This is a genomic window from Guyparkeria halophila (assembly GCF_034479635.1).
Classification (GTDB): domain Bacteria; phylum Pseudomonadota; class Gammaproteobacteria; order Halothiobacillales; family Halothiobacillaceae; genus Guyparkeria; species Guyparkeria halophila.
The window spans coordinates 176,112-189,586 of record NZ_CP140153.1 but is presented as its reverse complement, the minus strand read 5'-3'; the positions used below and the strand labels follow the sequence as shown (position 1 = coordinate 189,586).

The 13,475-nt window shown below is 66.3% G+C and carries 13 protein-coding genes and 1 pseudogene; 12 read left to right on the top strand and 2 right to left on the bottom strand.

What is annotated here, in order from left to right:
• Positions 1–5: 5 nt before the first annotated feature.
• The 12 genes from rnpA (at position 6) to cmoB (ending at position 11,388) form a co-directional block, all read left to right on the top strand.
• Positions 6–425 (top strand): ribonuclease P protein component, encoded by a 420-nt coding sequence (rnpA, locus tag SR882_RS00880; protein WP_322521473.1) that lies wholly within the window; start codon positions 6–8, stop codon positions 423–425.
• Entirely contained in the window at positions 410–733 is a 324-nt protein-coding gene (gene yidD, locus SR882_RS00875; RefSeq protein ID WP_407653325.1) for a membrane protein insertion efficiency factor YidD, read from the top strand. The genes rnpA and yidD overlap by 16 nt, the downstream gene beginning before the upstream one ends.
• A 9-nt stretch (positions 734–742) precedes the next feature.
• On the top strand, positions 743–2,461 hold the full coding sequence (yidC, locus tag SR882_RS00870) for a membrane protein insertase YidC (protein ID WP_322521472.1): 1,719 nt from the start codon (positions 743–745) through the stop codon (positions 2,459–2,461).
• A 72-nt stretch (positions 2,462–2,533) separates the two neighbouring features.
• Positions 2,534–3,880, top strand: a complete 1,347-nt coding sequence (gene mnmE / locus SR882_RS00865) for a tRNA uridine-5-carboxymethylaminomethyl(34) synthesis GTPase MnmE (RefSeq protein WP_322521471.1) — start codon at positions 2,534–2,536, stop codon at positions 3,878–3,880.
• A 132-nt stretch (positions 3,881–4,012) separates the two neighbouring features.
• Positions 4,013–4,567, top strand: coding sequence for a PAS domain-containing protein (locus SR882_RS00860; RefSeq protein ID WP_322521470.1), 555 nt, complete (start codon positions 4,013–4,015; stop codon positions 4,565–4,567).
• A 27-nt stretch (positions 4,568–4,594) separates the two neighbouring features.
• Positions 4,595–5,140 (top strand): GNAT family N-acetyltransferase, encoded by a 546-nt coding sequence (locus tag SR882_RS00855; RefSeq protein WP_322521469.1) that lies wholly within the window; start codon positions 4,595–4,597, stop codon positions 5,138–5,140.
• A gap of 57 nt (positions 5,141–5,197) precedes the next feature.
• The gene (locus SR882_RS00850) at positions 5,198–5,992 is read left to right on the top strand and encodes an EAL domain-containing protein (RefSeq protein ID WP_322521468.1); all 795 of its coding nucleotides are present in this window, start codon (positions 5,198–5,200) and stop codon (positions 5,990–5,992) included.
• A 109-nt stretch (positions 5,993–6,101) separates the two neighbouring features.
• Entirely contained in the window at positions 6,102–7,169 is a 1,068-nt protein-coding gene (gene selD, locus SR882_RS00845; protein ID WP_322521467.1) for a selenide, water dikinase SelD, read from the top strand.
• The gene (gene mnmH, locus SR882_RS00840) at positions 7,166–8,305 is read left to right on the top strand and encodes a tRNA 2-selenouridine(34) synthase MnmH (RefSeq protein ID WP_322521466.1); all 1,140 of its coding nucleotides are present in this window, start codon (positions 7,166–7,168) and stop codon (positions 8,303–8,305) included. Before selD ends, mnmH begins: the two co-directional genes overlap by 4 nt.
• Before the next feature lie 79 nt (positions 8,306–8,384).
• Positions 8,385–9,179 carry a carboxy-S-adenosyl-L-methionine synthase CmoA gene (cmoA, locus tag SR882_RS00835; protein WP_322521465.1) on the top strand — a complete coding sequence of 265 codons (795 nt, stop codon included), beginning with the start codon at positions 8,385–8,387 and terminating at the stop codon, positions 9,177–9,179.
• A 192-nt stretch (positions 9,180–9,371) separates the two neighbouring features.
• Positions 9,372–10,382: a DUF2860 family protein gene (locus tag SR882_RS00830; protein ID WP_322521464.1), complete on the top strand. Its 1,011-nt coding sequence runs from the start codon at positions 9,372–9,374 to the stop codon at positions 10,380–10,382.
• A 7-nt stretch (positions 10,383–10,389) separates the two neighbouring features.
• Complete coding sequence (cmoB, locus tag SR882_RS00825) at positions 10,390–11,388, top strand: tRNA 5-methoxyuridine(34)/uridine 5-oxyacetic acid(34) synthase CmoB (RefSeq protein ID WP_322521463.1); 999 nt, start codon at positions 10,390–10,392, stop codon at positions 11,386–11,388.
• 8 nt (positions 11,389–11,396) lie between these two features.
• On the opposite strand, the pseudogene SR882_RS00820 reads toward cmoB, so the two are convergent.
• Both SR882_RS00820 and ubiK read right to left on the bottom strand, forming a co-directional pair.
• Positions 11,397–12,903 (bottom strand): annotated as a pseudogene (locus SR882_RS00820) (YifB family Mg chelatase-like AAA ATPase).
• A 167-nt stretch (positions 12,904–13,070) separates the two neighbouring features.
• Positions 13,071–13,352, bottom strand: coding sequence for a ubiquinone biosynthesis accessory factor UbiK (gene ubiK, locus SR882_RS00815; RefSeq protein ID WP_322521462.1), 282 nt, complete (start codon positions 13,350–13,352; stop codon positions 13,071–13,073).
• Between the last annotated feature and the right edge of the window lie 123 nt (positions 13,353–13,475).

Genomic DNA, 13,475 nt, shown 5'->3' with positions numbered 1-13,475 from the left:
GGCAGATGACTGACGCAGCGCCCGAGGTCCTGATCGCCGGGGCCGACAGCACGGAACCGGCCGTCATTCGTGGCGGCCGGTTTCCGCGTTCGGCCCGTCTGCTTTCCGGACGGGACTACCAGCGCGTCATGCGTGACGGCGGCCGGGTGCACACGTCCAACCTGATGCTGGCCCTGCGCGCCAATCCGGAAGGCGAACCTCGCCTGGGGCTGGCCGTCAGCCGCAAGCGGGTGCGACTTGCCCACGAGCGCAATCGGGTCAAGCGCGTCGCTCGCGAACATTTTCGTCTGAGCCGCGCCGAGTTGCCCGGCATGGACGTCGTCGTGCTGGCCAAGTCGGGGGTCGACAAGCTGTCCATGCCCGAATTGCACCGCCAGATGCGCCAGGCACTGAACAAGGCGAGTCGGAAATGCGCCGCGTCCTGATCGGACTGGTCAAGGGCTATCGCCTGCTGATCAGCCCCATGCTGCCGCCGTCCTGTCGTTTCTACCCGACCTGTTCCGAGTACGCCGTCGAGGCCCTGTCACAACACGGCGCACTCAAGGGCGGTTGGCTGACCCTGCGTCGACTGGGGCGCTGCCATCCCTTTTGCGCCGGGGGCATCGATCCGGTGCCCGGCACCTCGTCGGCCCCCAGCTGCCCCCGCTGCAACACCGAATCCGACGCTTCCCGAGCCGATAGCCATCGAGCCGATGCCCCACACGGGCCCCATGCCGTTCAATCGCGAGACTGAAAGACTCCCATGGAACAACGCCGCCTGATCTTGATCATCGCCCTGGGCTTCGTCCTGATCCTGCTCTGGCAGGCCTGGTTGGAAGACAACACGTCGCCGGCCGAGCGCAGCAACGTTACCCAGACGACCGAACAGCAGGCGGGGGCAAGTGACCGTCCGGCCGACGACCTGCCGACGTCCGGCGGGCCGTCCGCAGCGTCCACGGGGGGCGATGTGCCTGCCGCAGCCGGCGACGGGGCGGGCGCCGGCTCGGGTGCGGCAGCGGATCGAATCCGGGTTGAGACCGACGTGTTGTCGTTGGAGATCGATCCGAACGGCGGCGTGATCCGCCAGGCCGACCTGCTGGAGTATCCCGTCGAACTCGACCGGCCGGATGAGCCGGTGCGTCTGCTGCAGGACAGCAGCGGCTTTACCTACATTGCCCAGTCCGGCTTGATCGGTGCAAAAAACGCCCCGGCGCCGGATCACCACGCCTCCTTCCAGGTAGAGCAGCCCGCGTACCGGCTTGCCGACGGCGAGTCCGTGCTCGAGGTGCCGATGACCTGGGAAGAGGACGGCATCCGGGTCACCAAGACCTACCTGTTCAAGCGCGGCTCGTATGCCGTCGATCTGCGCTACACGGTGGAGAACACCACCGACGCCGAGTGGCGTGGTCAGCAATACCGTCAGCTCACCCGCTCGGGTTCCACCCCCGGCATGCAGCTGATGTACACCTACACCGGCGGCGTCTATGCGGGCACGCCTCCTGGTGGCGGCGATCGACTCAACTACGAGAAGATCGAATTCGACGAGATGGCCAAGATCAAGCTGCAGAAGGATCTGCAGGACGGTTGGGCCGGCATCATCCAGCACTACTTCATGAGCGCGTGGGTGCCGTCGAACCCCGAGCAGGTGAACCAGTACTACACCCTGCGTAGCCAGAAGGACGGCTTTACCGTTTACAGCCTGGGCCTGATGTCACCGACCACCACGGTGGCACCGCAGTCGAGCGAGACGCTCGAGTCGATTCTCTACGTCGGGCCGAAGATCCAGTCGAAGCTCGAGCCGCTGGCTACCGGCATGCACCTGGCAGTCGACTTCGGCATCCTCACCGTCATTTCCGAGCCGATCTTCTGGTTGCTCGACCTGTTCCATGACTGGGTCGGCAACTGGGGCTGGGCGATCGTCATGGTCACCCTGGTGATCAAGCTGTTGTTCCTGTGGCCCTCGGCGATCAGCTACCGGTCGATGGCTCGCATGCGGGCGGTCACGCCGAAGATGCAGGCCCTGAAGGAGCGCTTCGGCGACGACAAGCAGCGTCTCTCCCAGGAGATGATGAAGCTCTACCAGAAGGAGAAGATCAATCCGCTGGGCGGCTGCCTGCCGATCCTGATCCAGATCCCGGTATTCATCGCGCTCTACTGGGTGCTGGTCGAGTCCGTGGAACTGCGCCAGGCGCCGTGGATCCTGTGGATCAACGACCTCACCCAGAAGGACCCGTACTTCATCCTGCCGCTGCTGATGGGTGCCTCGATGTTCCTGCAGCAGAAGCTCAACCCGGCGCCGGTCGATCCGATGCAGAAGAAGATCTTCCAGTGGCTGCCGGTGGTCTTCACGGTCTTCTTCGCCTTCTTCCCGGCGGGTCTGGTGCTCTACTGGTTCGTCAACAACCTGCTTTCGATCGTCCAGCAAGCGATCATTACCCGCCGGGTGGAAAAGCAGATGGCGGCCCAGAAGGGGTCGAGCTGATCGGTGGCGATGTTTCCCCATGATGTTTCCCGTGAAACATCGCTCCCCCGTCGACCGTAAGCGGATAGTCCCGTGAGCGCGATACCGGTCGATACGATCTGCGCGGTGGCGACCGCCGCCGGGCGGGCCGGCGTCGGCGTGGTTCGGCTGTCCGGACCCGAGGCGCTTGCTATCGTCCGGCGCCTGAGCGGCCTCGAGCCCCGGCCCCGCCATGCCCACTACGTCACCCTGAGCCGGCCGGAGAGCGACGAGGTGCTGGACGACGGCATCCTGCTGTATTTCCCGGGACCGCATTCCTACACCGGCGAGGATGTGGTCGAGTGGCAGGGGCACGGCAATCCGGTGCTGCTGGATGCCGCCGTGGCGGCGATGATTGCCTGCGGTGCGCGCATGGCCCGTCCCGGTGAGTTCACCGAACGGGCCTTCCTCAATGGCCGCATGGATCTGGCGCAGGCCGAGGCGGTCGCCGATCTGATCGAGGCCGGTTCCACGCAGGCCGCCACCGCCGCGCGTCGGTCGTTGACCGGGGCGTTCTCGCGCCGCGTGGATGCCTTCGTCGAGCATTTGATTCACCTGCGGATGTACATCGAGGCGGCGCTCGATTTCCCCGAAGAGGAGATCGACTTTCTTTCCGACACGCGCCTGCGTGACCAGCTGGCCGACCTGCGCGAGGAGCTGGCCGACCTGCTGGGGCGCACCGGCGAGGGCGTGCGTCTGCGCGAGGGTTTGCAACTCGTGATCGTCGGCCAGCCCAATGCGGGCAAGTCGAGCCTGCTCAACCAGCTGGCCGGCGAGTCGCGCGCGATCGTCACCGAGATTGCCGGCACTACCCGTGATGTGTTGCGTGCCGAGATCATGCTCGACGGCCTGCCGCTGCACGTGATCGATACGGCCGGTCTGCGCGAGAGCCGTGATCCGATCGAGCAGGAAGGTATTCGCCGGGCCTGGGAGGAGATCGAGCGCGCCGATCTGATCCTGCACCTGATCGACGGCGCGCGCGGTCGATCGCCCGAGGACGAGGCAACGCTGGCCCGCCTGCCGGACAAGCTACTGCTGACCGTGGTCAACAAGGTCGACCTGACCGACCAGTCGCCGTCCGAGGCAGTCGAGCATGGAACCCTGCGGTTGAGCGCTCGAACCGGGGCGGGCGTGGATGCACTGCGTCGCGAGCTGCGGCAACTGGCCGGCGTGTCCGATCGGACCGAGGACCCGTTCATCGCGCGCCGTCGCCACCTCGAGGCGCTGGAGCGCGCGAGGGAAAGCCTCGCCGAGGCCGGAGATTCGCTGGCCCTGGGCGCGGGCGAACTGGCCGCCGAGTCGCTGCGCCGCGCGCAGACCTCGATGGAGGCGATTACCGGCCGGTATACCGCCGACGACCTCCTGGGCGAGATCTTCGGCAGCTTCTGCATCGGCAAGTAGCCCCGCCTGGCCCCGGCTAGCCCCAGCGTGGCGCTTGGTTGAAGGGCCGGACGCCGCGCGCTTTAATACCCGATCGAATTTTCTTGGGAATCGGTTTGCCGCCGATCTCCCTGCGGGTAGAGGAGCGCCGCCATGCTGTCGATGGAGTATCAGCCGCCGATCGACATTCGGCCGGTTACCGGTCGGGTGGTCGGTTTGGGGACCCACCGGGCCTTGCAGTCCAAGACCGACTGCAACGGCATCATCACCCAGGCGAGTCGATCGCTCGCCGAGATTTCCGGATTCGCGGTCGACGAGCTGATCGGCCAGCCGCACAATATCCTGCGTCATCCGGACATGCCCGATACCGTCTATTACCTGATGTGGCAGACCATTCAGGCCGGCGCGGAATTCTTCGGCATCGTCAAGAATCGCTGCAAGAACGGCGATCATTACTGGGTGCTCACCCGTGTGGCGCCGATTGTGCGCGATGGCCAGACGCAGGGGTACACCTCGGCCCGCTTCCTGCCGCGTGCGGACTTGGTGCCGGAGTGGGAGCGGCTGTTTGCCGACATGCGCGCCGCCGAACAGCGCCGCGATGACGCCGACGAGCGACGCTTTGCCCCGGCGATCGAGGTAATGAACCGCTTCGTTCGTCGGCACGGCTATGCCAGTCTGCCGCAAATGGTGCTGTCTTCCCGGGCCTGACCCGAGCCTGATTTTGCGGAGAGCCGGATGTCGTTGCCCGCGCGCCAACCTGTGGTACGAAACCGGCTGTCGCTTGATCCGGCAGGCCCCGACGAGCTGGCCTGTGTTGCCGCGTTGGCCGAATGCATCTGGTGGCGGTGTTACCCGCCCATTATTGGCAGCGCACAGGTCCACTATATGCTCGGCCGCGGTTACGCCCTGTCGGCACTGCGCGAGGCACAGCAGACCGGCAGCCGCTTTTCGCTACTGCGTATCGCCGGTGTGCCGATCGGCTTTTCGGCCTGGCGGCACGAGGCGCCGGCGGCATTCCTGGACAAGCTGTATCTGCATCCGGGCTTTCATGGCACGGGGCTGGGTCGGTGGCTGATCGATGCCAGCTGTCGACAGATGGCCGGCGAGGGTCTCGACCGCGTCCGGTTACGGGTCAATCGTCACAACCACCCCGCCATACGCGCCTACCAGCGGACCGGTTTTGTCGTGTCGGGCAGCGATTGCCAGCCGATCGGAGGGGGGTTCGTCATGGACGATTACCTCATGTCCCGCACGGGAATTCTCGGGCTTTTGCTAGACTGACCGACTGGCGCCGCCGCTTCGGCGGGCCATTGCTTGCCAGTGCCCGGGAGGTTGTCGATGCCGCAAGTGACCGAACTCAACGACCTGCAGGTGTTCCCCGACGGGGTACGGCAGGTGACCTGCCGCGATTGCTTGGCCGAGGCCGCGGATAAACTGGGTTTTTCCTTCTCGATGGCCTTTCAGCCGATCGTCGATATCGATCGGAACGAGGTCTACGCCTACGAGGCGCTGGTGCGGGGTCCCAACGGCGAATCGGCCGGCAGCGTGCTTTCCCAGGTCAACGAGACAAACCTTTATTACTTCGATCAGGCCGCGCGCGTGACCGCGATCCGCCTGGCCTCGGAGTTGGGCATACAGGCGAACCTGAGTATCAACTTCATGCCCAATGCCGTCTACAAACCGGCCGCCTGTATCCGGGCCACCATGGAGGCGGCCGCCATCTATGACTTTGACCCGAAGCGATTGATCTTCGAGGTCACCGAGGCCGAACGCATCACGGACCGCAGCCACCTGCGGGCGATCTTCGACGAGTACCGCGAGCGTGGCCTGATGCGCGCGATCGATGACTACGGTGAGGGGTTCGCCGGCTTGAACCACCTGATCGAGCTGGAGCCCGACCTGGTCAAGATCGACCTCAACCTGGTGCGCGACGTCGATACACACCGCAGCAAACAGGCGGTGATCCGCTCGACGACGATGATGTGCGAGGAAATGGGGATCGAGCTGATTGCCGAAGGGGTGGAGACGCGCGCAGAATACGAAGCGCTGCGCGCGATGGGGCTCAACCGCTTCCAGGGATACTGGTTTGCCAAGCCCGGCTTCGAGACGCTCCCGATCCCCGAGATGCCCTGATTTCGCCCACCTCCGTCCATCGATCCCACGCCGCGGTGATGTGGCGAGTCGAAGGGGCGGTGATGATCCACCGCGCGATAGCGGCTGAACACAGTCCACCGATGATTCCATGTCCTCAGACAACGCTCCCAATATCCGATTGACCCAGTACAGCCACGGCGCGGGTTGCGGCTGCAAGATCTCCCCGGCCCTGCTCGACGACATGCTGGTCTCGAGCCTGACCCCGATCCAGCCCGATGCCCGCCTGCTGGTGGGCAACGACTCGCGTGACGATGCCGCCGTCTTCGATCTGGGCGACGGCAGCGCGGTGATCTCGACCACCGATTTCTTCATGCCGATCGTCGACGACCCGTTCACCTTCGGGCGGATCGCGGCGACCAATGCCATCAGCGACATCTACGCCATGGGCGGCCAACCCCTGCTGGCCATTGCCATTCTCGGCTGGCCGATTGACAAGCTGGGGCCGAAGATCGCGGCGGCGGTGATCGACGGCGGACGCAGCGCCTGTCACGAGGCCGGCATCACGCTGGCCGGCGGGCACTCGATCGATGCCCCCGAGCCGATCTTCGGCCTGGCCGTGACCGGTCGCGTCGAACTTGATCGGCTCAAGCGCAACGACACCGCGCAGGCCGGTGACCACCTCTTCCTGACCAAACCGCTGGGGGTCGGCGTGCTGACCACGGCGCAGAAAAACGGCGTGCTTGATGCCGCCCATGTCGATTTTGCCCCGCAGAGCATGACGCGCCTGAACCAGATCGGTCGGGAATTGGCGGCGATCGAGTCGGTCACCGCCATGACCGATGTCACCGGCTTCGGGTTGGGCGGGCATTTGCTCGAGCTGGTGCGCGGCAGCCGGCTGCGCGCCGAGATCGACGTGGCATCGCTGCCGCTGATCGAGGCGGTCGCCGACTACATCGCCGCCGGCCAGATGCCGGGTGGTACCGGGCGCAATTTCGCCAGCTACGGACGCGATCTGGGTCAGATGAGCGAGTTCGCCCGCGCGATTGTCTGTGATCCGCAGACCTCAGGGGGCTTGCTGGTGTCGGTGCGTCCCGAGGCCGTCGACACGGTCGCCGCGCTGCTGAGCGAGGCGGGCCTGCATGCCTCGCCGATCGGGCGTCTGCTCGAAGAAAACGAAGGCCCGCGAGTGGTCTTCCACGAGGACGGCTCGGTGTGAGCGGGCGAGTCGATCTGCCGCTCGTGACCGATATGGCCTCGGTCTTTCTCGATGACCGACCGTTGCTGGATGTGCGTGCACCGGTGGAATTCGCCCAGGGGGCGTTCCCCGGGGCGAAAAATCGTCCGCTGCTCACTGACGAGGAGCGGCACCAGGTCGGTATTCGTTACAAGGAAGCCGGTCAGGACGCGGCGATCGCACTGGGCTACGAGTTGGTCGATGCACAGGAAAAGGCCCGACGGGTGGCCGAGTGGCAGGCGTTTGCCGCGGCCCATCCCGATGGCCTGCTCTACTGCTTCCGTGGCGGGCTGCGTTCGCGACTGACCCAGCAGATGCTGTTCGACGAGGCGGGGATCACGTATCCGCGGGTCGCCGGTGGCTACAAGGCGATGCGCCGCTTTCTGCTTGACGCCCTGGAAACCCAGGCGGTCGACGCGCCGCTGATCATGCTGGGTGGGCGCACCGGTGTGGGAAAGACGCCGTTCCTGACCCGGTTCGAGCGCCACCTGGATCTCGAGGGCCGAGCGCGGCACAAGGGTTCGGCGTTCGGCCGTGAGCCGGAGCCGCAACCCATGCCGATCGATTTCGAGAACCAGGTCGCCATCGATCTGCTGCGCCTGCGACAACGATCCCCGGACGAACCGATCCTGGTGGAGGACGAGGGCAAGATGGTCGGTGCGCGGCTGGTGCCGCCGACCCTGTTCGAGCGCATGCGCGTCTCGCCGCTGGTGGTGATCGAGCGCCCCCTGGACGAGCGGGTCGAGCAGAGCCTCAAGGACTACATCATCGATCTCGAGGCGGGCTATCGTCGCGTGCTGGCCACCGACGCCTCCGGCGCCAGCGCGCAGGTGCGCGAGCATATCCTGGGGGCGATCGACCGGGTCGCCAAGCGACTCGGGGGCGTGCGTCACGCCAAGGTGCGCGGCATGGCCGAGGAAGCCCTCGATGCCTGGTATGGGCGGGACGACGTGCAGGGCCTGCGCGACCTGATTCGCGTGATGCTGGTCGAGTACTACGACCCCATGTACGACTACCAGCTGGCCAACAAGCGTGACCGGATCGCCTTCAGCGGCCCGCCCGAGGCGGTGGCCGAGGAACTGATCGCGCGAGGATTGCGGCCGCAACGGCCGATCTGATCCGCCAGAGGGTGGTGAGTCTGTCCGTCTTCACGTCGCCGCGGTAGACTTTCCGCCCCCTCGGAAGGTCGAACCCGCCATGTCGGAATCACCCCAACAACCCGTGCCGAGCGGTCGAGACGATCTCTACCGCGACCCGCAACCACCGGCGGCGTTTCGTTTCGATGCCTCGGTGGCGGCGGTGTTTCCGGACATGATCTCGCGCTCCGTGCCGGGCTATCGTTTCAATCTCGAGCTGGTGGCGGCGATTGCCCGACGCCATGTGCAGGCCCACTCGCGGGTCTACGACCTGGGCTGCTCGCTGGGGGCGATGACGCTCTCGATCCGCTCGGCACTGGCCGGGATGGATGCCCCGCCGGCGGGTGTCGAGCTGATCGGCGTGGACAACTCCGAGGCGATGCTCGAGCGCGCCCGGGCGCAGCTGGCCGCGTTTCACTCGCCCTATCGCACCGATCTGGTCTGCGCCGATCTTGCCGAGGTGAGACCCGAACGCGCCTCGATGATGGTGCTCGCCTACACGCTGCAGTTCGTCGAGCCGGCGCGGCGTGATGCCGTGATCGCTCGCCTCCACGATGGCCTGTTGCCGGATGGCGTGCTGGTGCTGGCCGAAAAGGTTCATGAGCCCGATCCCGGCGCCGAGGGGCTGATGACCGAGCTTCACCATGACTTCAAGCGTGCCAATGGCTACTCCGAGCTGGAGATTGCCGGCAAGCGCCAGGCATTGGAAAACGTGCTGCTCACCGAGACCGTCGTCAATCACGAGGAGCGCCTGCGGCGAGCCGGCTTCGACGAGGTGGTGATGCTCTCGCGCCATTACGGGTTCTGCCTCTGGCTGGCGCGCCGATGCAAAAAAACAACGAAGAAACCCGGCTGATTGCCCTGTCGGGGGAACCGCTCATGGCGGGAAGAGACAGAACTCTTATGCTGTGCGACCCACGTCGGACGATCGCGATTTCGTGGCATGTGAACAACAGGAACGGAACCGATGAAATCTTCTGCAAAACTCGTGTCCCGAGCCATTGCTCAGGCCTTTGCTAAGGCCATTGCCCAGGTTATGGCCCAGGTTATGGCCCAGGTTATGGCCCAGGCGGCGGCCCGGGCCATCCTGCCGCTGAGCCTGCTCCTTGCAACGGGGGTGCAGGCCTCGCCGATAGCCGACGAGACCGGTTTCTCGGGCGAGATTCAGCCGCTGATCGGTGTCATTTCGAGCCGCTCCAACCTGGCGGTCTCCAGTGACCAGAAGCGTATCGATTCCCTCTACAGCCTTTCCTCACGCGAAACGCGACCGATCGGTGGGGCGCTGGGGCAAATCGACTACACCATCGTGCCACGGGAGTTGTCGCTCTATGCCGGCACGCCTCGTTCCGCCCTGGCCGATGGAGAAATCGGTGTCGAAGTCGGCGCGCGCTACTTGGTCGGCGGTATCGGTCTGCTGACGGTCGGCGTGATTCCGGTCACCGTGAATGACAGCGAGGTCTGGTCGGACCCCTTCGTCGTCGGCACCCGCCGGGATGCCACCGATGTCGATCGGCGCGGCCTACATCTGGGGTTGGCGGGGATCGCCGGCTCGGGGTTGTCGGTGGACTACCGGCTCTACCGCCGCGACATCGACGAGGAACGTTCCGGTCAGGCGCTGGGCCTCTCGGCCGGCGACCGTCGACTGCTGGCGCGAGAAGGCACGGAGCACCGCTTTGATCTCAACTACCGGCTCGCGCTGACCGATCGCTTCAGCCTGACGCCGGGGGTGCAGTACCGTCGCCTGGATGCCGATGGCGCGGCCAACCGAGGCTGGCTGCTGCGCCCGCAGCTGACTGCCCGCTACGACATGGATCGCTGGTCGCTCTCGATGACCGGTTACTACGGCGTCGACCGCTATGACGCGCGTCAGCCGATCTACGACGAGTACCGTGATGGCAAGGAAATGGGCCTGGTCGCCGGTGTGCGCTACGCCGAGCCGTTCGGCTGGTCGAACTGGTCGGTCAACGCCTATGGCGTGTGGTCCGAGCGCGATTCCGACATCCGCTTCTACGATCAGCAGACGGGCGTGTTCGCCGTCGGTCTCGGCTATCGGTTCTGATCCGTCGATGACGGAGGCAACGACGGAGCAGCAGATCGCGCTCGGGGTCGAGCGCATCGCCCGCCAGACGCGGGCAGCGCTTGGCCATCTGCCCCGGCGGATGCCGATGGAGGGATGGCGGACGTTCGACTGGTCCGCGGTCAATCATGGTGACTGGTCGCGCTGGCTCGCCGCCGTCGGTGCCCTCCCCGAGCGTCCCGCCGGGGCGATCAATCATCTCGACCGGCCCGCCATCACCGCGACCACCGACGGTCCCGCCCTGCCCGGGCTGGAGGCCGACCTGCGTGCCCTGATCCCCTGGCGCAAGGGCCCCTACGAACTGTTTGGCGTGTTGATCGACACCGAGTGGCGCTCGGATCTCAAATGGGATCGCCTGGTCGATCGTATCCAGCCGCTCGCCGGTCGGCGGGTGCTTGATATCGGCAGCGGGAATGGCTATCACCTGTGGCGCATGCTCGGCGCGGGGGCGGATTTCGCCCTAGGCGTCGATCCCACCTGGGTGTTCGTCGCCCAGTTCCACGCCGTCGCCCACCTGCTGGGCGAGACGCGCGCCGGCATCGTGCCCACCACGCTGGAGCGTTTCCCACAGCGACCGCGCTTCGACACGGTCTTCTCCATGGGCGTGCTCTATCACCGCCGCGATCCGTTCACGCACCTGGGCGAACTCAAGGCCTGCCTGCGCCCCGGCGGCGAGCTGGTCCTCGAGACCCTGGTGGTCGAGGGCGATGCCACCACCATCCTCACCCCGGCGGATCGCTATGCTGGCATGCGCAACGTCTGGTTCCTGCCCAGTCCGGCCGCCGTGATCGGCTGGCTCAAACGGATGGGTTTCGTCGATCCCGAGGTGATCGACGTGACGGTAACCACCGCCGAGGAGCAGCACCGTACCGAATGGTTCGGCGACCGGCAGTCGCTGGTCGACTTCCTCGACCCCGACGACCCCACTCGGACCCGTGAGGGGCTACCCGCGCCCCAGCGCGCCATCATCACCGCTCGCTGTCCCTAGGTTCTTGGCTAGGCCCCACCGCCGAACAGCCGATCGAGATTGCGGTAGCCGATCGCCTCGGCCAGTGCGGCCGAATCGATCGCCTCGCGAGCCTCGTAGTCGGCAATACTGCGGGCGAGCTTGAGGATCCGCTCGCGCGCCCGCCCCGAGAGATTCAACTGCTCGATCGCCCGGTTGAGCATGTGGCGTTCGGGGGGTGCCAGCACGATGTGCTTGGCCACCCCGCCGGCGTCGAGACGCGCATTGACCCCCCCCCTGTCGTTCCCGCATGCGCTGGCGTGCCGCGATGACCCGCTCACGCACGGTCTGACTGTCCTCGCCGTCCGGCTGTGCCTGATCGAGATCGGTGGCCGGCACGCGCGGGACTTCCAGGTGAATGTCGATCCGGTCGAGCAGGGGCCCCGAGACCTTGGCCCGGTACCGCTGGGCGGCCCGCGAGTGGATTTCGCTGCCCTGCGGCGACGGGTTCATCGCGGCGACCAGCTGAAAGTCGGCCGGGAAGCGGGCGTGACGCGCGGCTCGCGAGATCATTACCGAACCGGCCTCGAGTGGCTCGCGCAGGGCCTCGAGCACGCGGCGGTCGAACTCCGGCAATTCGTCGAGAAACAAGGTGCCGTGGTGGGCGAGCGAGATCTCGCCCGGCGCCGGGTGCGAACCGCCACCGATCAGCGCGACGGCCGACGCGGAATGGTGCGGGGCGCGAAACGGACGTTGTCCGAAAAGCGCCGGGTCGAAGCCGCCGGGCGTCACGGTGGAGACCTCGGCGGCGGCCAGGGCCTCTTCCTCGGTCATCGGCGGCAGGATGCCGGCGAGCCGTTGGGCGAGCATACTCTTGCCGGCACCCGGTGGACCGATCAGCAACAGGTTGTGGCCGCCCGCGGCGGCGATGGCGAGTGCGCGCTTGGCGCGCGGCTGGCCGCGCACATCGGCCAGATCGCCATTGATGGCCGGATCGACCGGTGGAGGTGGGCGGTGTTCCAGGCGCACAGGGTCGGCCTCGCCGGCCAGGTAGGCCACAAGATCGCGCAGGTGATGCAGTCCTCGCCCGGTAACCCCCGGGATCAGTTCCGCCTCCGCCTGGCCGTCGGCCGGCAGGAGCAACTCCCGTCCGGCATCCCGTGCCGCCCGTGCCGCCGACAGGTTGCCGCGCACCGAGCGCAGACTGCCATCCAGGGAGAGCTCGCCCAGGCATTCGATCTGCGCCAATCGTTCGCGGGCGGGTGCCGGCAGCTGGCCGGTGGCGGCGAGGATGGCGAGGGCGATGGCGAGATCGAAGCGCGCGCTTTCCTTGGGCAGGTCCGCCGGGGCGAGATTGACGGTCAACCGACGCGGCGGGAACTCGAAGCCCGAGGAGAGGATCGCCGCGCGCACCCGGTCCCGGGATTCGCGCACCGCGGTCTCCGGCAGCCCGACCAGGGTGAACGCCGGCAGCCCCGGGGCGACATGGGCCTCGACGGTGACCGCGGGGGCGTGAATGCCGAGCAGGGCTCGGCTGTGGATCTTGGCGATGGGCATGTCCGTATGCCTCGTGTCGTGGATAGGTCGGCCGGCGGGCCGCCTTGCAAAATACCGGTGCCGGCGAAGGGGATTGTCGATCCCAGGCCGTTGGTGGCCGGGCATCCATGCCCCCACCAACGGCCTGTTGAACGAGTCGGCGAGCAAATCGGCTCGCCGGTCAGGATTCAGCTGGCCATGTCGCCTTCTTCATTGTCCGACGGGCCGCCGTGGTGTTTTTCCAACTCGGCGACGCGCTGCTCCAGTGCCTCGAGCTTGGCGCGGGTGCGGGCGAGCACCTGGGTCTGGACGTCGAATTCCTCGCGTGTCACCAGGTCCATGCGCGAAAACCCGTTGCTGACGGCCTGGCGCACGGCTTTTTCGAACTCCTGCTTGCCCTCGCGCAGGCTCTCGGGCATCGACTGCTCGATGCGCTGAGAGATCTCTTCGATCGTGTGGGTGATGGACATCTCGGTACCTCGGTGTGGTTCGTCGTCGACGGCATCCCGATTGTTGGGGATACCCCTGACAGATGCAAGATGCGGCGCGCGCCAGTGTGGCCCGATGCCAGGCATGACCGACGCACCACAATG

Excerpts from the sequence above, each read along its gene's own strand:
- rnpA (WP_322521473.1), top strand. The coding sequence starts at position 6 with ATGACTGACGCAGCGCCCGAGGTCCTGATCGCCGGGGCCGACAGCACG.
- yidD (WP_407653325.1), top strand. The coding sequence starts at position 410 with ATGCGCCGCGTCCTGATCGGACTGGTCAAGGGCTATCGCCTGCTGATC.
- yidC (WP_322521472.1), top strand. The coding sequence starts at position 743 with ATGGAACAACGCCGCCTGATCTTGATCATCGCCCTGGGCTTCGTCCTG.
- SR882_RS00860 (WP_322521470.1), top strand. The coding sequence starts at position 4,013 with ATGCTGTCGATGGAGTATCAGCCGCCGATCGACATTCGGCCGGTTACC.
- SR882_RS00855 (WP_322521469.1), top strand. The coding sequence starts at position 4,595 with ATGTCGTTGCCCGCGCGCCAACCTGTGGTACGAAACCGGCTGTCGCTT.
- SR882_RS00850 (WP_322521468.1), top strand. The coding sequence starts at position 5,198 with ATGCCGCAAGTGACCGAACTCAACGACCTGCAGGTGTTCCCCGACGGG.
- selD (WP_322521467.1), top strand. The coding sequence starts at position 6,102 with ATGTCCTCAGACAACGCTCCCAATATCCGATTGACCCAGTACAGCCAC.
- cmoA (WP_322521465.1), top strand. The coding sequence starts at position 8,385 with ATGTCGGAATCACCCCAACAACCCGTGCCGAGCGGTCGAGACGATCTC.
- SR882_RS00830 (WP_322521464.1), top strand. The coding sequence starts at position 9,372 with ATGGCCCAGGTTATGGCCCAGGCGGCGGCCCGGGCCATCCTGCCGCTG.
- cmoB (WP_322521463.1), top strand. The coding sequence starts at position 10,390 with ATGACGGAGGCAACGACGGAGCAGCAGATCGCGCTCGGGGTCGAGCGC.
- ubiK (WP_322521462.1), bottom strand. The coding sequence starts at position 13,352 with ATGTCCATCACCCACACGATCGAAGAGATCTCTCAGCGCATCGAGCAG.